Annotated in this window: 14 protein-coding genes; 8 read left to right on the forward strand and 6 right to left on the reverse strand. The window is 47.2% G+C overall.

The features are described 5' to 3' along the window. The first annotated feature begins 1 nt into the window (after nucleotide 1). From NIES2104_RS07700 to NIES2104_RS07715, 4 genes are all read left to right on the forward strand, one after another. Nucleotides 2-1,297 carry a cytochrome P450 gene (locus tag NIES2104_RS07700; RefSeq protein ID WP_058997309.1) on the forward strand — a complete coding sequence of 432 codons (1,296 nt, stop codon included), beginning with the start codon at nucleotides 2-4 and terminating at the stop codon, nucleotides 1,295-1,297. A 186-nt stretch (nucleotides 1,298-1,483) separates the two neighbouring features. Further along, complete coding sequence (gene carB, locus NIES2104_RS07705; RefSeq protein WP_058997311.1) at nucleotides 1,484-4,720, forward strand: carbamoyl-phosphate synthase large subunit; 3,237 nt, start codon at nucleotides 1,484-1,486, stop codon at nucleotides 4,718-4,720. A 582-nt stretch (nucleotides 4,721-5,302) separates the two neighbouring features. Next, nucleotides 5,303-6,259 carry an RNA polymerase sigma factor, RpoD/SigA family gene (locus NIES2104_RS07710; RefSeq protein WP_058997313.1) on the forward strand — a complete coding sequence of 319 codons (957 nt, stop codon included), beginning with the start codon at nucleotides 5,303-5,305 and terminating at the stop codon, nucleotides 6,257-6,259. A 494-nt stretch (nucleotides 6,260-6,753) separates the two neighbouring features. Next, the gene (locus NIES2104_RS07715) at nucleotides 6,754-7,539 is read left to right on the forward strand and encodes an alpha/beta fold hydrolase (protein ID WP_058997317.1); all 786 of its coding nucleotides are present in this window, start codon (nucleotides 6,754-6,756) and stop codon (nucleotides 7,537-7,539) included. Here the strand turns inward: NIES2104_RS07715 and NIES2104_RS07720 are convergent. Next, nucleotides 7,518-8,966 carry a proton extrusion protein PcxA gene (locus tag NIES2104_RS07720; RefSeq protein ID WP_058997319.1) on the reverse strand — a complete coding sequence of 483 codons (1,449 nt, stop codon included), beginning with the start codon at nucleotides 8,964-8,966 and terminating at the stop codon, nucleotides 7,518-7,520. The genes NIES2104_RS07715 and NIES2104_RS07720 overlap by 22 nt on opposite strands. A gap of 168 nt (nucleotides 8,967-9,134) precedes the next feature. On the opposite strand from NIES2104_RS07720, the gene NIES2104_RS07725 reads away from it, so the two are divergent. Next, complete coding sequence (locus tag NIES2104_RS07725) at nucleotides 9,135-11,210, forward strand: hypothetical protein (RefSeq protein WP_058997321.1); 2,076 nt, start codon at nucleotides 9,135-9,137, stop codon at nucleotides 11,208-11,210. A 235-nt stretch (nucleotides 11,211-11,445) separates the two neighbouring features. Here the strand turns inward: NIES2104_RS07725 and NIES2104_RS07730 are convergent, their stop codons facing one another. Beyond that, complete coding sequence (locus NIES2104_RS07730) at nucleotides 11,446-12,375, reverse strand: phosphoribulokinase (RefSeq protein WP_058997323.1); 930 nt, start codon at nucleotides 12,373-12,375, stop codon at nucleotides 11,446-11,448. A gap of 276 nt (nucleotides 12,376-12,651) precedes the next feature. Between NIES2104_RS07730 and NIES2104_RS07735 the strand changes: the two genes are divergently transcribed. Continuing rightward, the gene (locus NIES2104_RS07735; RefSeq protein ID WP_058997325.1) at nucleotides 12,652-13,440 is read left to right on the forward strand and encodes a 2-phosphosulfolactate phosphatase family protein; all 789 of its coding nucleotides are present in this window, start codon (nucleotides 12,652-12,654) and stop codon (nucleotides 13,438-13,440) included. 33 nt (nucleotides 13,441-13,473) lie between these two features. Here the strand turns inward: NIES2104_RS07735 and hflX are convergent, their stop codons facing one another. Beyond that, nucleotides 13,474-14,994, reverse strand: a complete 1,521-nt coding sequence (gene hflX / locus NIES2104_RS07740) for a GTPase HflX (RefSeq protein ID WP_304607999.1) — start codon at nucleotides 14,992-14,994, stop codon at nucleotides 13,474-13,476. Nucleotides 14,995-15,258: 264 nt separating this feature from the next. On the opposite strand from hflX, the gene NIES2104_RS07745 reads away from it, so the two are divergent. Continuing rightward, nucleotides 15,259-15,558: a type II toxin-antitoxin system HigB family toxin gene (locus NIES2104_RS07745; protein WP_058997331.1), complete on the forward strand. Its 300-nt coding sequence runs from the start codon at nucleotides 15,259-15,261 to the stop codon at nucleotides 15,556-15,558. Further along, nucleotides 15,542-15,949: a type II toxin-antitoxin system HigA family antitoxin gene (locus NIES2104_RS07750; RefSeq protein WP_202815038.1), complete on the forward strand. Its 408-nt coding sequence runs from the start codon at nucleotides 15,542-15,544 to the stop codon at nucleotides 15,947-15,949. The genes NIES2104_RS07745 and NIES2104_RS07750 overlap by 17 nt, the downstream gene beginning before the upstream one ends. A gap of 36 nt (nucleotides 15,950-15,985) precedes the next feature. Here NIES2104_RS07750 and NIES2104_RS07755 read toward each other — a convergent pair whose 3' ends face one another. The 3 genes from NIES2104_RS07755 to NIES2104_RS07765 all read right to left on the reverse strand — a co-directional run bounded on the left by NIES2104_RS07755 (nucleotide 15,986) and on the right by NIES2104_RS07765 (nucleotide 19,460). Next, nucleotides 15,986-17,842, reverse strand: a complete 1,857-nt coding sequence (locus tag NIES2104_RS07755; protein ID WP_058997336.1) for a S8 family serine peptidase — start codon at nucleotides 17,840-17,842, stop codon at nucleotides 15,986-15,988. Nucleotides 17,843-18,151: 309 nt separating this feature from the next. After that, the gene (locus NIES2104_RS07760) at nucleotides 18,152-18,628 is read right to left on the reverse strand and encodes a molybdenum cofactor biosynthesis protein MoaE (protein ID WP_058997338.1); all 477 of its coding nucleotides are present in this window, start codon (nucleotides 18,626-18,628) and stop codon (nucleotides 18,152-18,154) included. Nucleotides 18,629-18,659: 31 nt separating this feature from the next. Next, entirely contained in the window at nucleotides 18,660-19,460 is an 801-nt protein-coding gene (locus NIES2104_RS07765; protein ID WP_058997340.1) for a DUF2927 domain-containing protein, read from the reverse strand. Nucleotides 19,461-19,711 lie beyond the last annotated feature (251 nt).

Consider the following 19,711-nt stretch of genomic DNA (forward strand, 5'->3'; position numbering starts at 1 on the left):
GATGTCTCTTTTACCTCCCGGAAAATTTGGTTTACCGTTTGTGGGTGAAACCTTCGAGTTTCTCCTTGATCCGCAGTTTGTCGAAAAGCGCTATCGCAAACATGGCGCAGTGTTCAAAAGTCGCATTCTCGGAAAGCCAGCGGTGTTTATGGTTGGAGCAGAAGCGGTTGAATTTTTGCTTTCAACGGGATTCGAGAATTTTACTTGGCGGGATGGGTATCCGGAGACGTTTCAGAAATTGTTAGGTCGATCGCTGTTTGTTCAAGAAGGCGAAGAACACCGCAGAAATCGCCGTTTGATCATGCCTGCATTTCATGGGGCAGCATTGGCGCGATATTTTGACACGATGGATAAATTAATCAATAAGTACCTCGTGAAATGGGAACAGCAATATGAATTTAAATGGTTTGATGAATTCAAACAACTGACGTTTGAAATTGCAAGCCAGATTTTTTTAGGAACAGCGAACAGCGACGAAACGAAGCAACTGAGTGATTTATTTGCAACATTAACTGCCGGATTTTTCGCATTTCCAAAGCTACCAGGCAGTAAATTTCATCAGTCTATGAAAGCGCGTCAAGCACTGTTAGCGCATTTAGACCAAGTGATTGAAAGCCGCAGAGAGCACCCGACCGATGATGCGCTGAGTTTGCTAATTCAAGCTGAAGATGAAAATGGCGATCGCTTAAGTCACACCGAAATTCGCGATCAAGCCTTGTTACTGTTATTTGCAGGACATGAAACGACCACAACAATGCTGACTTGGTTTGCGCTAGAACTCGCGCAGCATCCAGATGTATTAGAAAAAGCGCGATCGGAACAAAGCACCTTCGAGCATCCAATCACATTAGACCAACTCTCGAAAATGCCCTACCTCGATCAAATCTGGAATGAGGTAGAACGCCTGCATCCTCCAGTTCCAGGTGGTTTTCGAGGCGTGATCAAACCGTTTGAATTCAACGGTTATCGAATTCCTCAAGGTTGGATGGCGCAGTATTCGATCTATTTCACGCATCGATTACCCGAACTGTATCCGAATCCTGATGTGTTTGATGTCGATCGCTGGAAAGATACCAAGCAAAAACCTTTTAGCTTAATCGGTTTCGGTGGCGGTTCTCGCATCTGTATCGGGCTTGCTTTTGCCAAACTCGAAATGAAACTAATCGCGGCTCATCTGTTGCGAAACTACACTTGGGAGCTTTTACCGAATCAAAGCCTTCAGCCTGTGTTTATTCCCACAATCCGCCCGAAAGATGGATTAAAGGTAAGATTCCAGCGACAACAGGAGGGATTTTAGAATGACCAAAACAATAAAAGATTGTGAAAAGAATAGAAAATTCTCTGCAAATTGAGGAAGTGCGTAGTCTATGTTACTGTTCCGCTGAACCTGGTTCAATTCTGCGAAATAGATAAAGTCACGACAGAAATCCAAACGAAACCCTCTAGAATGTATTGGATTTAGAGAAGAGAGCAGAGTGAGACTATGCCCCGTCGCCAAGACCTCCACAAGATTCTGTTAATCGGTTCCGGTCCGATTGTGATCGGGCAAGCGTGTGAGTTCGATTATTCTGGAACTCAAGCCTGTAAAGCCCTGCGAGATGAAGGATTTGAAGTGATTTTGGTCAATTCTAATCCAGCGACCATCATGACTGATCCAGAGACTGCCGATCGCACTTACATCGAGCCACTCACTCCCGAACTGGTCGAACAAATCATTATCAAAGAGCGTCCTGATGCGTTGTTGCCGACGATGGGCGGTCAGACAGCGCTAAATTTGGCGGTGTCGCTGGCGAAAAGTGGCGTTTTAGAAAAGTACAACGTTGAACTGATCGGGGCGAAGCTGCCCGCGATCGAAATGGCGGAAGATCGCAAGCTGTTTAAAGAAGCGATGGAGCGAATCGGGGTCGGGGTCTGTCCGTCGGGATTGGCGGAAACGCTCGAAGAAGCGAAAGCGATCGGGCAACAGATCGGCTCGTATCCGTTAATTATTCGTCCGGCATTTACGATGGGCGGCTCTGGTGGTGGGATCGCTTACAATCAGCAGGAATTTGAGGAAATTGCTCAATCGGGATTAGATGCGAGTCCGGTTTCGCAGATTTTGATCGAGAAGTCGCTGCTCGGTTGGAAAGAGTACGAACTTGAAGTCATGCGCGATTTGGCAGATAACGTCGTGATTATTTGTTCGATCGAGAACTTAGATCCGATGGGGATTCACACGGGCGATTCGATCACGGTCGCGCCTGCTCAAACTCTGACCGATAAGGAATATCAGCGGCTTCGAGATGCGTCGATTAAGATCATTCGCGAAATCGGCGTGGAAACGGGTGGATCGAACATTCAGTTTGCGGTGAATCCGGTCACGGGTGAAGTGGTCGTGATTGAAATGAATCCGCGTGTGTCTCGGAGTTCGGCTCTGGCTTCTAAAGCGACCGGATTCCCGATCGCGAAAATGGCGGCAAAACTCGCAGTCGGTTACTCGCTTGATGAAATTCCCAACGATATTACGAAGAAGACTCCGGCGAGTTTTGAACCGACGATCGATTATGTCGTGACGAAAATTCCTCGATTCGCTTTTGAGAAATTTCCAGGTTCTCAGCCGTATCTCACCACTCAGATGAAATCGGTCGGGGAAGCGATGGCGATCGGGCGAACCTTTCAAGAGTCGTTTCAAAAAGCATTGCGATCGCTCGAAACCGGACGGGCGGGATGGGGTTGCGATAAGCAGGAAGTGTTGCCGAGTTTAGAGCAAATTCGAGCAGGATTGAGAACGCCGAATCCTGAGCGAATCTTTACCGTTCGACACGCGATGTTGATGGGAATGCCCGTTGAAGAGATTTTTGAACTGACGAATATCGATCTTTGGTTTCTCGATAAGTTAGCAGATTTGCTCGAAACGGAGAAAGCACTAAAGCGATCGACGCTTAAAGATTTGACCGCTGACAAGCTGTTAGCGATTAAGAAAAAGGGATTTAGCGATCGTCAAATTGCTTTTGCAACAAAATCGACTGAAGATGAGGTTCGCACTCATCGAAAATCGCTCAATATCATTCCGGTCTACAAAACGGTTGATACTTGCGCCGCAGAATTTGAAGCATTCACGCCGTATTACTATTCGACGTACGAAGAAGAGAATGAAATCCTGCCTTCGGACAAGCGCAAAGTCATGATTCTCGGCGGCGGACCCAATCGGATTGGACAAGGAATTGAGTTCGATTACTGTTGCTGTCATGCGTCGTTTGCCTTACGCGAAGATGGCTATGAAACGATCATGGTCAACTCGAATCCTGAAACCGTTTCGACCGATTACGATACCAGCGATCGACTTTATTTCGAGCCGCTAACGAAAGAAGATGTGCTCAACATTATCGAAGCAGAACAGCCCGAAGGTGTAATCATTCAATTCGGAGGACAAACGCCGCTAAAACTTGCAGTTCCGCTCGATCAGTTTCTCAAACAAGGCACCGTTCCAACCAAGATTTGGGGAACTTCACCAGACTCGATCGATACCGCAGAAGATCGCGAACGGTTTGAAAAAATCCTGCGTGAGTTGAACATCCAACAACCTGCAAACGGACTTGCCCGCGATTATGCGGACGCGAAAAAGGTCGCCCGCCAAATCGGATATCCGGTGGTGGTGCGTCCGAGCTATGTCTTAGGCGGACGAGCGATGGAAATCGTTTACTCGGATCAAGAACTCGAACGCTATATGGTGTATGCGGTTCAGGTTGAGCCGGATCATCCGATTTTGATCGATCGATTCCTCGAAAACGCGATCGAAGTCGATGTCGATGCGATCGCAGACCAAACCGGAAATGTCGTGATCGGCGGCATCATGGAACACATCGAACAAGCAGGAATCCACTCTGGCGACTCGGCTTGCTCGATCCCAACGGTGACATTGAGTGCTGAAATTGTCGATCAAATTCGCACTTGGACGGTACAACTGGCGAAGGCTCTAAAAGTCGTGGGCTTGATGAATATTCAATTCGCAATCCAAGGCGATCAGGTATACATCATCGAAGCGAATCCACGAGCATCCCGGACGGTTCCATTTGTCTCCAAAGCGATCGGGGTTCCTCTAGCGAAAATGGCTTCTCGAATCATGTCCGGGAAAACCTTAGTAGATCTCGGTTTTACTCAAGAAGTGATTCCCAAACATATCTCTGTGAAAGAAGCGGTTCTCCCGTTTGAGAAATTCCCTGGAACCGATACGATTCTTGGACCTGAAATGCGATCGACCGGAGAAGTGATGGGGATCGATTCCGATTTCGGTAAGTCTTATGCGAAAGCGGAATTGGCAGCGAGTCAACGACTCCCCCGTCAAGGAACCGTTTTTGTCTCGATGAACGATCGCGAAAAATTTGCCGTTGTTCCAGCGGTTAAAGAACTGATGGAACTCGGCTTTAAGGTGGTCGCGACTTCTGGAACTCGTAAAGCCTTAAAAGAACACGGTCTTGATGTGGAACTCGTTCTGAAACTGCACGAAGGAAGACCGCATGTGCTGGATTCGATTAAAAACGAGCAGATTCAGTTGATTATTAATACGCCCGCTGGACAGGAGGCACACGAAGACGATCGCTTAATTCGTCGAACAGCATTGACGTACAAGATTCCGATGATTACCACGATCGCGGGTGCAAAGGCGACCGCTGCGGCGATTCGATCTTTGCAGGCTGAAACCCTTACAGTCACGGCACTGCAAGACTACATTTCTCATTAGCACCGTCAGGGGCGGTACTCACATCGAGTACCGCTCTTCTACCACTTGATAGATGACAAACTTCGATCGAAACCTGTATCCCTATGAAACGATTTACGGAAACGATGGCACTAATTTAACCCTTCCGACTCTTAACTCGGCTTGCTCTAATTATTAAAGCAATGTAAAGATCTCTCATAAACATGCTCGTTGTCACTCCGCCCTTTGAATTTTGCTGAAACCTGTTATTCTGTCTCACAGAAAACAGCAAGAGAAAATATTCTTGATAACCTACTCTCTATAGATTAAGAATCAAACGATCGCTTATCCTGAATCATGTGCATTTCTTACTCAGAATCTTTACAAACCTTAATCGAATGATGGATAATCCTTAATACCATCGCTTAATGCTGCTGTGAAAGTGAATGTAAGAAGCAGCACCCCGATCCACCGCTCGTTCAGTAAGTTGCACCTGCCTGAATCCTTGAGATCTACCTTTGAAGTAAGTTGTACTGCCGGACACTTGAGAGCAATCCTTTCTCCTCATCGATTCCTGCTATCTCTTATCGTTTCTTCCTACCTCTCACACCGACTAACGCCGCTATGAAAACCGCTCAAACTCCTACTGACTCCGTTCGGGCTTACCTGCGTGAAATTGGTCGTGTGCCTCTGTTGACGCACGAACAAGAAGTGCTCTACGGCAAACAAGTTCAGCGCTTCGCGATCGTTAATTCGATCAAAGCCTCGCTCACCGAAAAACTCGGAACTGCTCCAGATGATGCCACGTGGGCAAAAGCGGCTGAACTCTCAGAAACCGAACTGCGGCAAATTCTAGCGGAAGGCGAACTCGCAAAACGTCGCATGGTCGAAGCGAATTTGCGTTTAGTCGTTTCGGTTGCCAAAAAATATACGAAACGTAACGTTGATCTCATGGACTTGATCCAGGAAGGCACGATCGGGATGCAGCGGGGAGTCGAAAAGTTTGATCCCACGAAAGGCTATCGATTTTCGACTTATGCGTACTGGTGGATTCGGCAAGCGATCACAAGAGCGATCGCAGAAAAAGGTCGGACGATTCGCCTCCCGATTCACATTACTGAGAAGCTAAACAAAATTAAGAAAGCGCAGCGAAGTTTATCTCAGCAGTTAGGACGGGCGGCAACGCTGTCTGAATTAGCGACTGAATTAGAATTACCCGTGGCGCAGATCCGGGATTACCTCGAACGTGCACGAGTCCCGCTGTCCTTAGATTTGCGAGTCGGTGATAATCAAGATACTGAGTTAGGAGAACTGCTCGAAGATCCCGGACTGTCACCAGAGGACTTTACGACTCAGACTTCGCTGAAGCTGGATCTCGATGCGCTGATGGCAGATTTGACGCAGCAGCAGCGGGAAGTTCTGATTTTGCGGTTTGGTTTGGATGATGGCAAGGCGTTGACGTTGGCGAAAATTGGCGATCGACTGAATATCAGTCGTGAACGGGTGAGACAAATCGAACGCGAAGCCCTAACGAAATTGCGGAAGCGTAAAGGTGATATGGGTGAATATCTTGCAAGTTAATGTGTTTTGAAGCTTTTTTGCTTCGATTCAGTCTCGCCCCGGAATGGAATTCTACTGTGTATACGCAAGTCTGAATCGCTTGGTTTTAGTCGGCTTCTGCCCCCTAAATCCCCCATTCTGAGGGACTTTGAGTAAGAACAATTTTCAGAATTCAGAACGATTTCAAGCATTCAAAGTCCCCCAATTTTGGGGGATTTAGGGGGCGAAGGATTTCGGCAACGACAGATCAATCGATTTGCGTATACACAGTAGGAATGGAATTCGGGGCTAATCGAACGAAGTCCACTGAAGGGGACTAAAACCAAGTCGAGCGTCTTCAGTCCGTTAAAAACGGACTTCGCACTGTCAGCCCCGAATTCTATTCTGGGGCGATTAAGCAACGCAGCGAGAAAACTTTAACCCACGCTCTAACGCGATTTAACTCCCAAGATAGTTTGGTCAAGCCTCTTCACCTTGGTACAGTCGGAGAATCTTCTGAGCCAAGGTGAAAAGCCATGATCGATCGCACAATTCAGCTAAATGAGTGCAAACTTCACTACCAACAGTGTGGGGAGGAATGTCGATCGCTGCCGATTCTATTTCTCCACGGTTGGGGAATCTCGGCGGAACCGTACGGCGAAGTGTTAGAACAACTTGGAAAAATTCATCCCGTTTATGCGCCTGATTTACCGAGCTTTGCGCGATCGGAATACGATAAGCTGATCCCCGATTACAAAACCTATGCGGCGTTTTTGGTCGAATTTTTGGACAAGCTGAATTTAGAGCAAGTTCATTTAGTCGGGCACTCGTTTGGGGGTGGAATTTCGTTGACGATCGCGGCTCTGTTTCCAGAACGAGTCAAAAGTCTTGCGCTTCTCGGCAGTACTGGAATTCCGACGGTTTCAGTTCCAGAAATCATTCCGAGACGAGCGATCGAGATGACGGCACAATTAGCTTTACCAAAACCAGAATTGAAATTCGCCACGATCCCGAAAGTATTCACGCACAATCTTTTAACCAATACTGCAAATCTGCTTCAGGCGTTGTTGCTTTCGCTGTATGGAGATTTGCGGCATTTGTTACCGAGTATTCAAACGCCTGCATTGTTGCTTTGGTCGGACAAAGACTTGACTGAACCGTTAGCGATCGCGAATGAAATGGCGACTTTGCTCCCGAATTCGAGATTAGCGATCGTGCCTGAAGGCTTCCACGAATGGGGACTTTGGTATCCAGAAAAATTCACCTCAATGGTCTTGGAGTTCACTCAACAGATTGAGCGTTATTCGTTCATTTCTCGGTAAGTTGCCACCGCAGAAGGCGAAACACGATTGAGATAACGGAAGATCCAATACTTAAAAATCGTGTCTAGAATCACTGGAAAAGTTGCAATAAACAAGAAAATAAAATCGCGATTTGCAGGTAAGCCAAAATGTTTTGAAACACCTTCGAGAATGATTTCCCAACCGTGTGGTGAGTGGAATCCGACAAAGACATCAGTAAACAGAATGATAATAAATGCTTTAGCACTATCGCTCAGACCGTAAACGGTTTCATCCATGAATGACTTGAGAATCTCGATTTCGCGTTTACCGTTGAGAAGAACCACGACAAAAGCGATCGTGCCTAAAATATCTGCAATCCAGTTCTTAATCGCGTTTGCGCTTTGATTTGAAAAAGTTTCTGCAATTTCAGTCGCTTTCTCACGCACTAAAACTTCGACTTCTCCAGCGCGTTCTTTTGCTCTAGTTTCGACTTCTTCCGCTGTTAAAACATTCCGTTCTAACGCTTCTTTGATCATATTCTCAAACTTTAGCCGCTCCTCGTATCGCTGCATTTCTCGGATTGCTTCTTCTGCCATTTCACCGTTTAGGAAAATGCGATCGGGATTCTCGATTTTGAACTGGCGAGAAATCCAGGCACCAGGGGGTAACGCATTAGTCAGAACGAAATTTCGCGTCACTTGCTGAACTAATAACGGAATGACGATCAGAATTAAAATAAAGCGAACTGCCAGTAAAGTTTTTACTTTAGAAACTCGATAGCTTTGAACGAATTCAGCTTCAGATTTAGGGTCAAGGTCGCGTCTTAAGCGGTTCAAAGTAGCAAGAATCGATCGTGGAAGTAACCCCGTTTTATCAGAAATACTTTCAAAATCTTCAGAAGTCGTTGCCGCTGTGGTGGGAACTTTTTCAGTATCGGGAGTTGTTAAATTTCGATTAGAATTCTTTTTCTCAAGGCTGCCATTATTTTCAACCGAAAGTAGCGAGGTTGAAACGGCTTCTAATGTTAATTGTTCATTTGCATATCGAGCGAGCATCTCATCAATAAATCGCAGTTTTTCTAATGTAATCGCTGGCTTATCGCGGATGGTTGGGACAAATCGAGCCGAACCAATCTCAGCCGTTTCAATCGTCCGAACTTCTTGCACCCGTTTATTCGGATTGGTGATAGCGAGTGCTGACCGACTCCGACGAAATTCGGTCAATCGCATCCGAATAACGCGGAGGTACTTTTGTAAATCAGCAGAGAAATAGTCATAAGCACTGCCCCGCAGTTGTGTCGATTGCGGAGAAATCTTTTTGCCACCGAAATGCTCGTTTTCGATCGCTTTAATTTTCAGTGCTGCATCGTAAGCCTGGTCAAGGGCACGATCGGGGGTTTCTAAGTACCATTGCTCAGCCCGACGCACGTAAGCTCTTAGTTGAGAAAGTAGCGAATTGTTGTTCATAGCTGGACGCAAAATCGGAGTCAAAAGAGGTGTCTAATGTTACAGAGTAGCGGATTAACGGGTTAGAGTTGGACGATCGAGCTATTCTGAAGCCGCTTTTTTCAGAAGGTTTAGGATAGAGGAAGCGGATCGTATCCTAGCAAATCCGACCGAGGAGATTTCGTGCAAATGCAAACATTTCGATCAGTCTGGATTCAAGGCGCGTCGAGAACTGGGAAAAGTGCCCGTTTGGTAGCTCAGGCGTGTGAATGGATGCGGGTGAAACGATCTGGAATTTTAGTTTTAGCCGCGATCGGAGATAATCGTCTGGATTTAAGCGATCGATTAACCGATGCGACTCAAGGCAAATTTCCCTTCCGCGCAACAACCCCGCTCGGATTTTTTGAAGATGAAGTGACGCTTTTCTGGTCGCTATTAGTTCAACACTTAGATCTTAAAGCGCAATTTCCAGTCAGGTTGCGCCCCGAAAATGAGCAGGAGTTAGCGACGAAATTATGGCGGGTTGAGTTGGATCATGCGATCGACGAATCCGGTATTCCCGAAGCGCGATTAGTTCGGCGTGTTTTGGACTTGATGCAGCTTGGAGCTTTGGGCGGAGTCGCGATCGAGGACATTCCCGCGATGCTAAATCAGGGTTTACCTAAATCAGAAGAAGGGTTCGCTGAATTGCCGCTGTCCCCAGAAACGATCGGGGAAATGATGCAGCGTTGGCGATCGTGGTGTTTGCGGCGTGGATTATTAACCTACAGTTTGATTACAGATTTATACGGGCGTTATCTGCTGCATGATCCGACGTATCAACAGCATTTAACCGAGCGATATCAAGCGGTGATTGCAGATGATGTCGATGAGTATCCTGCCGTCGTGCGTCAACTGTTTGAATTTTTGATCGATCGACAAATTCCCTGTGCGTTTACGTTTAATCCTGATGGAGCGGTGCGATTGGGATTAGGAGCCGATCCGGTCTACTTGATGGAATTAAGCGATCGCTGTTCGGTTGTGGAATTAAGCGAACGCGGAGCGCACTGCAAGCATCGGATGAATTCCTGCCTCATGGACGAACTCGGAGAATCAATCTTAGATTTGGTCACTGATCCGGTTTTCTTTGCCAGTCTGCCCGATTCGATTCAAACGATTCAAACGACAACTCAGGCGCAATTGATTCGCCAAACCGCAGAAATTATCATCAAAGGGGTGCAATCGGGAACGGTTGAGCCGCGTGATATTGCTCTGATTGGTCCAGGGATTGACCCGATTTCTCGATATGCGCTGCGGGAAATTCTCACTCGTCAAAATATCCCAGTCGAGTTTCTAAACGATCAGCGACCGCTTGCAAGTAGTCCGATCGTGCGATCGCTTCTCACACTCTTGACGCTGATTTACCCCGGACTCGGACGATCGACGAATCGAGATACGATCGCTGAAATGCTCGTGATTCTCAGTCAGAAATCCGAATCGCCTGCAAGCTATGCGATCGATCCCGTTCGAGCCGGATTGCTTGCTGATCATTGTTTCGAGCCGCATCCGGATCAGCCGCGTTTACTTCCAGCAAATACGTTTCCGCGTTGGGATCGATTAGGGTATCAGGCTTCTGAAGCGTATGAAAATCTGGTGCGCTGGATTGAATTGCAGCGATCGCAGTTAGAAACGCGCATGATTTCGAGTCCGGTTGTGATGCTCGATCGAGCCATTCAGCGGTTCTTTCTCGGTGGTAGTCATCTGCCGTTTGATCAATTAGCAGGACTGCGGGAATTAATGGAAACGGCGCAACATTACTGGGAAGTAGACGATCGACTTAGACGCAGTGATTTAAGCGATGCGCCTCAATCGTTAACGGTGCGGAACTTTATTCAAATGCTTAGAAGTGGAACTGTGACGGCGAATCCTTTCCCAGTGCGGTTAGTGCAGCCGAATTCGGTCACATTGGCGACTGTGTTTCAGTATCGATCGGTACGTCGATCGCATCGGTGGCAGTTTTGGTTAGATGCGGGTTCGTCTCGCTGGCTCAGTGGGGTTGATTCGCTGTTTGCGGCTCCGTTATTTCTGCAAGATTGGTCGGGGCAGATGTGGGATGTCGAAGACACACAGCAAATGAACGAACAGCGATTACGGCGGATTTTGCTCGATTTGCTGGGACGGACAGAAGAGCGATTATTCTTGTGCTACAGCGATCTTTCGACCAGCGGGCAGGAACAAACGGGAATTTTGACCTCATTGGTGAATGCGGCGATTCCGATCGGTTGATTTTGGAACGATCGCATTTCCAAATCTTTTAGAGCCTGTTTGAACAGTCTTCGTCGTTGGCATAGTCCGCCCTGAAATGGAATTTCGGGCTAATCGGCGCAAGTCCATTAGAAATGGACTAAGAATCCGAAACTGGCTCTGAGTCTACTTCAGTAGACTTTCGTCGATTAGCCCGAAATTCATTTCAGGGCGGGAAGCAATCGAAGCGAAAAGACTATCTACACCTCTCAAACACCTACAACGCCTTCGTTGCCTTGATCATGTGATACACAATCAATAATTGAGTCATCGCCAGCGGATAGCTCTGAATCATCTCCCCAGTCGTTCCCGACACTTTCCCTAATTCCGTATCGCCTGTTGGATTACACACATTTGACAACGCTGGAAGCTCATCGCAAATAAATCGCTCTAAATGCACCACCTGATCTTTTGTTGCGTGTCCATCGATTTCCAGCACATCCACAGGCTTACCCATATCTCGATCGAGTCCCAACCGAATCGCCGATCGCGTCGGGTCATCCCCTCCTACCACTCGCGTTAACTCCGGATGTGGAATCGTCGGACGCAACACCAATTTCACATCCAAATGTCCGTTAATGGGTAAAGCGCTCGGCGGACAAAAGCTCACCACCATATCCGACCAAGCTCGCTGCGGGCGAATATACTCGGCTGAATCTGGCTCTCGTTTCTGCAACTCTTCTAAAACTTGTTCCTCTGTATAACCCCGCTTCTGAGTATCCCGTTTAACCTTCCATCGAGCACGTAGCTCTTCAGGCGGCGCAAGATACACTTTCACGTCATAACAATCCCGCGCCACACGAGTCGAATACCCCAGCAAGCCCTCGATAATCACAAAGCGATTCGGCTTAATGTAAGTTGGAGCCTCAAACGTTCCGGTTTTGTGACTGTAATTTGGCTTCAGAATCGGTTGACCCGATCGCAATAACGACAAATGCTGCTGCATGATGTCTAAATGATTACAGTCCGGGTGCAGTGCCGTGATTCCGATTTGAGAACGTTCAGCGCGATCGTATTTGTGATAATCGTCCGTACAAATAATCGTCACATTCTCTTCGCCCAGTACCTGAGCAATTCCACGTGTTAGGGTTGTTTTTCCAGCCGCACTATCTCCAACAATGCCAAGAATAATTGGGCGCTGTGACATGATCGCTCCTACCAGTCTCAAAGAGATTTGAATGATAGAAACATCCTAAGCGCACTCTCGTTCTGGTTTTGTTCAAGAATCATTAATCATAATTTTTCATTGTGGCGTAAATTGCCTCATACCGTATACACAATAGCGACTTTGGTCTATCATCGACTTCACTCTATGCTTAGCCGTTAAGATATATTTCGCAGTTTCGGTCTGCATTTAGTATTCTGAAGCTGCGACCCCCTTCAACTTCACTTGAGTCTCCGCAGTTTCTCTACTCTACACATTATGAAATTTTCTGTTTTCCACACGCCCGAACTCACGCCCGTACAGAACTCTGCTGATTGTGCGATCGCGATTGATGTGCTCCGGGCAACCAGCACGATCGCGACGGCTTTGTCTTCGGGTGCGGAGGCGGTTCACGTCTTCAGCGACATGGAAAAGCTAGTTCACGAGAGTGAGGCACTTCCACCCGAAAAGCGCCTGAGAGCTGGAGAACGCGGCGGCAGTAAAGTTGCAGGCTGCGATTTAGGCAATTCTCCGCTCGATTGCACTCCTGAACTGATGAGCGGCAAACGCCTGTTTATCAGTACCACGAACGGAACTCGCGCCCTGCAAAAGATTCAAGCGTCTCCGACTGTGTTAGCTGCTGCCCTGATCAATCGTCATGCGGTTGTAGAGTATTTGGTCGAGCATCAGCCAGAAACGGTCTGGATCGTGGGCGCAGGGTGGGAAGGGTCATTTGCGCTAGAAGATACGGTCTGCGCGGGCGCGATCGTACAAAGTGTGGCGGAACGTCTCGGATTATCGATCGGGGAATTGGTCGGAAATGATGAGATGGTCGGCGCGGTGTCGCTGTATCAGCAGTGGAAGGACAATCTTCTCAGTCTGATGTATCACGCCAGCCACGGGAAGCGGTTACTGCGATTGAACTGTTTGGAAGATTTGAAGTATTGTTCGACGCTGGATTCGCTTGATGTGCTGCCGATTCAGACCGAGATTGGGACACTTGTGAAGCACAAAGCGATCGTGAATTCTGTGCTGAATCCACAATTGTCGAACGCGGCTTCGAGATAGAGGAACTGTGCCCCGGTGCTGTCTAACCGTGGCTCAGTTCGTCATCGCATAGCGAACCAGTTGACACAATCGTTGCCGGAGTGTTTCCAGTCCTAACCGTTCGTTTGCTGAGATAAATGCCGCTTGCGGAAACTCTTCACGAGCGATCGCTAATCTTTCCGCATCGACTTGATCGATCTTATTGAATGCCAGCAGTGCAGGACCCGGAGTAATCGGCATCTCAGACAGAATTTGCATCACTGCTCGAATTTGACTCTGCCAAGCAGGATGCGATAAATCTACGACATGCAAAAGTGCATCCGCTTCGGTCACTTCTTCGAGTGTGGCTCGAAACGCATCCATTAACGAAGGCGGTAACTCATGTATAAACCCTACAGTGTCGGTTAGAAGTAACTCTGTATTTTTATACGTTTCTAAATCTGATACCGTGAGTCTCCGAGTGGTTGGATCGAGTGTTGCAAAGAGTTGATCCGCAGTATAAACTTCTGCGTTGGTCAAAGCGTTTAACAAAGTCGATTTTCCAGCGTTGGTATAACCCACAACTGCGATCGAGGGAACTTCTTCGTGCTGTCGTCGCTGCCGCAATCGTGCGCGATGTGCCTGAAGCTGGTTCACTTCTCGCTGAAGCCGAGTAATTCGCCGCTGAATCGATCGACGTTCTGTCTCTAATTTGGTTTCTCCAGGTCCTCGTGTCCCGATGCCGCCACCGAGTCGAGACATCGCCTGCCCGCGTCCGGTCAGTCTTGGCAACATATATTCAAGTTGAGCGAGTTCGACTTGGAGTTTTCCGGCTCCAGACTGAGCGCGTTGAGCGAAAATATCGAGAATCACTTCAGTCCGATCGACAATTCTGATGCCGATCTGCATTTCTAAATTGCGGATTTGAGCCGGGGACAAATCGCGATCGAACACAATCAAATTCGCCCCAACGGTCTGAGCCGCTAAGGTAATTTCCTGGACTTTTCCCTCTCCCACAACGGTTTGAGGATGCGGGCGGGGGCGTTTCTGGCTCATCGTTTGCAGCACTTCACCGCCCGCCGTTTCAACTAATCGCGCTAATTCCTGAATACCCGTTTTGAATACTTGCGGGGATTGATCATCAGTTTGTATTCCAACAATGAGAACTTGATCGTGATCTCGATCGACTTGTTGCGCGACGTATTCCCGGCGGAATTCTTCTTCTAGTCCTTCAACCAGTGCGAGAAAGTCCTGCTCTGCAACAATATCCAAACTCAACGGTGGCGAAATCGTCCAATTTGCTTCTGGATGCGGGACTAAATGAGCGAGATATGCACCTCTGACATATCCCGTTGCACCGCCACCTCGCCGCTCAAATCCGCCACCTGTCAGCGTTAACGCGACATACGCATCTAATCGCTGCAGCGCCATCACCGTTAACATCGATTCACCCGGTGGATCTTGCTTCAGTTGGGTTGCAATACAGCGAATGCCACAAAGCCGCTCCGCCCCGTAGCGTGGAAGTTCCAGCATCGGAATCTGAGTTTGCCTCAGCGTTCCGACTCCGACGCGAATCACTTGACCGCGACGATTCACGTAGGTACAGACGGGCTGGCTGATTTCTGAGCTAATCGCGGCAATCCGCTGAGCGAATTCGGCTGTGGTGATGCGATCGCCCGGTAAGCGCTGGTGATATAACCGCTGTAGCTGTTTGATTTGGCTTGTCTTTAAGCCGTTGAGGTTTCCGTAGACGGTTTCGATAACTAAACTTTGCCAAACGCGACTTCATTTTATTCTAGATCGACCCCGAAGCTTGCAGGTTAAAGTTTGTAAAATGTGCGATCGAGTGTTGGACAATCCATGAGAGTTATCAGTCGAAAGAAACTGCGAGAATTTTGTAAGGGTCATGCTGATGCTTGTGATGCCCTTTACAATTGGTATCGAGTCTCAAGCAAAGCGAATTGGCAAGATTTATTGGAGGTGCAGCAGGTTTATCCTAATGCGGAAGCCGTTGGAAATTTTACGGTATTTAATATCAAAGGAAATCGATATCGATTAGTTGTCGATTTGGTTTATCGGACTCAACGAATTTACATTAAATATATTCTGACTCACGCAGAGTATGACAAGGATGAGTGGAAAAATGACCCATACTTTTGATAGACAGTCTTACACTGATTTGCTAGTTCGATACCAACCAAAACCAATCTTAACGGACGCTGAAAATGAAGCTGCGATCGCACTTGCACAAGAACTTGAGCATCGCCCTCAAAGAACTCCAGAAGAAGACCTATTTCTAGAGCTTCTAGTTACGTTAATTGAGAAGTTTGAGAATGAACATGAGCCGATTCTATCGGGAAGTGCAAGTTCGATCGTGCAGCATTTAATGGAAGTAAGAGAATTAGACGCAGTTGATTTGCTTCCAATTCTTGGGACACAAACAGCCATAACAGAAATTTTAGAGAACAAACGGCAAATTCAGCAGAATGAAGCTAGAAAGCTCGCAGATTTCTTTCATGTAGATATCAGTTTATTTCTTGAAACATCGTGAGTTTTTCCAGTTTAGAGATTTTTACCGTAAAAAATCTCAACTTGCATCTGTCGTCGATTCAATCAAAATCTGCCGCACTTGATCATGCGTTAGGTTCGGGTTTGCACTTAGCATCAATGCGACCACACCAGAAATATACGGTGCTGCGATCGATGTACCCCACCAACCGGATTGGCAGGAATTTCCTGGAATCGTCGTTTCGATGCCGCGTCCTGGAGCGAGAACATAGCGCATCTGAGGATCAGTACCGGAACGATTTGAGAATGAGGATAAACGTTGATCGCGATCCACCGCTCCTACTGCTACACCGAATTGAGTCGCATATCGTGCAGGATGACTCGGCTGGTTTGCTCCTTCATTGAGTGCTGCTGCTACCGTGATCACATTTCGACTTGCAGCATAGGCGAGAGCGTCTCTTAACTGTGGAGAGTCTGACCACCATAGCGATAAATTGATTACCTTCGCACCGTTATCAACTGCGTATCGGATTGCATTGGCTAAATTACCATTCCAGTTATCCTGAGCATTTGTCACTCGAATTGGCATTAATTTAGCATCGTAAGCGACCCCTGTGATCCCGATATTGTTTCGAGCTGCGGCAATAATTCCACTCACTGCGGTTCCATGTGCGCTAGACGGTGAAACATCATTGTTGTTTAAGCTGAAATTCCAGCCGTGAATATCATCGGTAAAACCATTACGATCGTCATCGATTCCATTCCCCGCAATTTCTCCCGAATTCGTCCAAAGATTGGATTTGAGATCTGAATGCGTTAGATCAAGACCAGAATCGATCACCGCGATCGTAATTCCTTGCCCGGTATATCCACGCGCCCAAACCTCTGGAATGTTCATCATATCGAGTGCCCAAGACGTGTCTTGCACCTGAGCAAACGGAGCTTGACCGATCGCTGCTCCAATTGCAATTCCAGCATTTACGATTCCATAACCAGAATTCGGATTATACGTTGGTACTTTGGTTGTAAATTCTGATTGCTTGAATGGTTGGATTTGCCAGCTATTGAAATTTTCAGGACTGATCGATCGCTGCGGTTGCAATTGATTCATCGCCCAATATTGAAGCGTTCCAGCCTGTGTATGCTGCCAGAGAATATCATCGGTTCCGTCTTGGTTGTAATCGTGAATGCCTTTAACTTGCCAACTGGGATCAACCGCGATCGACAAAGAAATTCCCTGTTCGATGCTCATTCCATTCATCTGCCAAATTGCAAGCTGTCCTGCTTGATTGTGCCGCCACAACAAATCCAACTTTTGATCGCCGTTGAAATCACCGCTACCAACAATTTTCCAATTTGGATCTGGAACTGAAGCGATGAAAAATCCAGACTCGATCGCGGCTCCATTCATCCGCCAAATCACATTTTCTCCAGATCGATCGTGTCGCCATAAAATATCTAAATCGCCATCATTGTCATAATCCTGCACATCCGCAATTTTCCAGGCTCGATCGCTCACGGTTGCGAGAACTCGTCCTGTCTCTATCTGCATTCCGTTTAATTGCCAAAGTGCAACCTCTCCGGTCGTTTGATTGCGCCAAAGAATATCGCGATCGCCATCTCGATCGAAATCGCCAACTCTCTGAATTTGCCAGTTTAAATCGTTGAGTGTATGAAGATTGAAACACTGATCGTTACTTGAAAAATACAGTGAATTATCGCGTCGATCATTCCAAAGGAGATCGGAGCGACTATCGCGATCGTAATCGTAAATATCAACGATTTGAAGATTCGGATCAGCAACGGGAATCGAAGCGCGATTGATGATGCGATTATCTGCGATCGCAAACCAAGCCGTTTCACCCGTATTGAAATTTGAGGCAATTAAATCTGTTGATTGAGCAATTGCGCTCCAAGTCGGCTGCAAAGAAGCCATAAGTCTGACAAAGCATCAGGAACAATGCCTTCAGAGTTCCCGCCCCACTTTGTCAAAGCTTTATAAAATGAGTGATCCTCGTCACGCTCAAACTGTGATTAGAACGTGCTTCAAAGTTCCTCGCTTCGTTCACCCCCGCCCCGGAATGGAATTCGGGGCTAGTCGAACGAAGTCCGCTGAAGGGGACTAAAAGCCAGTATCGGTTTCTTCAGTCCTTTTCAAAGGACTTCGCACTGTTAGCCCCGAATTCCATTCCGGGGCGAGTCAGCAACGTAGTGAGAAGACTATAAAGCACACCCTAGGCTATGATTAGCAACACTTCACCCAACTCGAACACACTTCACCAGATTTGCCGTAGTAAAATTCTTTTTTCCAAATCGGTGCCCGATGCTTCAGAGTGTCGATCGCATATTGACACGCCTCAAACGCTTCTTTGCGATGCGGACAACCTACCGCAATCAAGACACTCATTTCGCCAATTTCTAAGCGTCCGACTCGATGATGAATCACCACATGAGTCACATCGCTCCAAGTCTGCCGAATCTCTGCTGCAATCTGTCTGAATACCTGAATCGCCATCGGTTCATACGCTTGATATTCCAGATGTAGCACCGAAAACCCTTCGCTATTGTTGCGAACCATGCCGCTCATCAGCACGATCGCACCATTCGCCGCATCATCCGCCTGCTGGTAAACTTCATCGATCAATAAAGGCGCGATCGTAATGACAAAGTGATCATTCGGATGTGCAGAAACGGATTGAGAACCTAACGAAGAAGCCAACATAGAATTTCACGCTCACAGTGCACTTCTTATGTTAGCGGTTTGCTTGAATTGAATTTAAGGTTCTCAGAACTTCTGCGGTGGTCATTCCGGGTTTAATTTGCGGGAGGTAGAGCATTTGAATCAAAGCGCGATCGAGATCTGAAAAGCGCGTCGTATCTGTCCAAGGCTGATAAAACATACTATCTGCGTAACGGTAAGAGTCGCGCATCAAACCGAGCGCCTGAGTCAGTTCTTCACGAATTAAATGCGATCGTTCTTTCTGAGTGACTCCCGTTGTGGTAACCAAAACATTGGCACGATTAATGGTGTCTTGATTGTTCCAACGTGTCACGAAAAATCCAAAATTTACTGGAATGTAAGCAGGTTCGATTCGGCGGAATTGAGCTTCTGGAACAAAGTGAATCGTCACATTCGGATTGCTATTCACGAGTTGCATCCGAATTGCACCTCCGGTTAATCCATTTACTTCGCTAATTACCGTTCGCAGTGTTCTTAAGTCTTCGCTTGTCGGCTTGCCGAAAGCCTGAATCCGGACTTCTCCGCTCCATTTGCGAATTCTGGGTGCGCCTTGTTGGTTGTACTCTGACCCCATTGCAATTTCCATGAAATAGTCGATCTGAGCTTGGGAAAAAGCAGAATTAGAACGAATTGTTTTTGATTGAAGCTGTTTCGGTTGGGCAACGGGAGCATTCGAGGAAATAGATCCGCCGCCGAAAGATTCCATTGATCGAGCAGACAGCGATCGACCAATTCCTGCTGTCAAAATCCCTAAAGAGAGTGCGCCCGTCAGCGTCAAAATTCGACTCATTCGCTCTGCAACCTTTGGCTTCATGATTCTTCCCCCAGGTAGACTTTAGATGCCTCCTAGAGTTCCCCGGTGCTTTTTGAACTCACCTTCCCTAAGTTCGGGCAATAATTCTCTATATCGGGATAATCTATCGAAGATTCTTGCAACATTGATTAATTCTTCATCAGAAATTCCGATATAAAATGCAAGATTTGCAAAATTGATTCTCTATCTTTGGTCGTACCTCTCAAAATCTGACTTTGATTAATCTAATGAACTATCGATCGAGCGATTTC

The organism is Leptolyngbya sp. NIES-2104 (assembly GCF_001485215.1).
GTDB lineage: Bacteria > Cyanobacteriota > Cyanobacteriia > Leptolyngbyales > Leptolyngbyaceae > Leptolyngbya.

Bases quoted from the DNA above. Each gene is read 5' to 3' on its own strand.
- NIES2104_RS07700 (WP_058997309.1), top strand. From the start codon at position 2: ATGTCTCTTTTACCTCCCGGAAAATTTGGTTTACCGTTTGTGGGTGAA.
- carB (WP_058997311.1), top strand. From the start codon at position 1,484: ATGCCCCGTCGCCAAGACCTCCACAAGATTCTGTTAATCGGTTCCGGT.
- NIES2104_RS07710 (WP_058997313.1), top strand. From the start codon at position 5,303: ATGAAAACCGCTCAAACTCCTACTGACTCCGTTCGGGCTTACCTGCGT.
- NIES2104_RS07715 (WP_058997317.1), top strand. From the start codon at position 6,754: ATGATCGATCGCACAATTCAGCTAAATGAGTGCAAACTTCACTACCAA.
- NIES2104_RS07720 (WP_058997319.1), bottom strand. From the start codon at position 8,966: ATGAACAACAATTCGCTACTTTCTCAACTAAGAGCTTACGTGCGTCGG.
- NIES2104_RS07725 (WP_058997321.1), top strand. From the start codon at position 9,135: ATGCAAACATTTCGATCAGTCTGGATTCAAGGCGCGTCGAGAACTGGG.
- NIES2104_RS07730 (WP_058997323.1), bottom strand. From the start codon at position 12,375: ATGTCACAGCGCCCAATTATTCTTGGCATTGTTGGAGATAGTGCGGCT.
- NIES2104_RS07735 (WP_058997325.1), top strand. From the start codon at position 12,652: ATGAAATTTTCTGTTTTCCACACGCCCGAACTCACGCCCGTACAGAAC.
- NIES2104_RS07745 (WP_058997331.1), top strand. From the start codon at position 15,259: ATGAGAGTTATCAGTCGAAAGAAACTGCGAGAATTTTGTAAGGGTCAT.
- NIES2104_RS07750 (WP_202815038.1), top strand. From the start codon at position 15,542: ATGACCCATACTTTTGATAGACAGTCTTACACTGATTTGCTAGTTCGA.
- NIES2104_RS07755 (WP_058997336.1), bottom strand. From the start codon at position 17,842: ATGGCTTCTTTGCAGCCGACTTGGAGCGCAATTGCTCAATCAACAGAT.
- NIES2104_RS07760 (WP_058997338.1), bottom strand. From the start codon at position 18,628: ATGTTGGCTTCTTCGTTAGGTTCTCAATCCGTTTCTGCACATCCGAAT.
- NIES2104_RS07765 (WP_058997340.1), bottom strand. From the start codon at position 19,460: ATGAAGCCAAAGGTTGCAGAGCGAATGAGTCGAATTTTGACGCTGACG.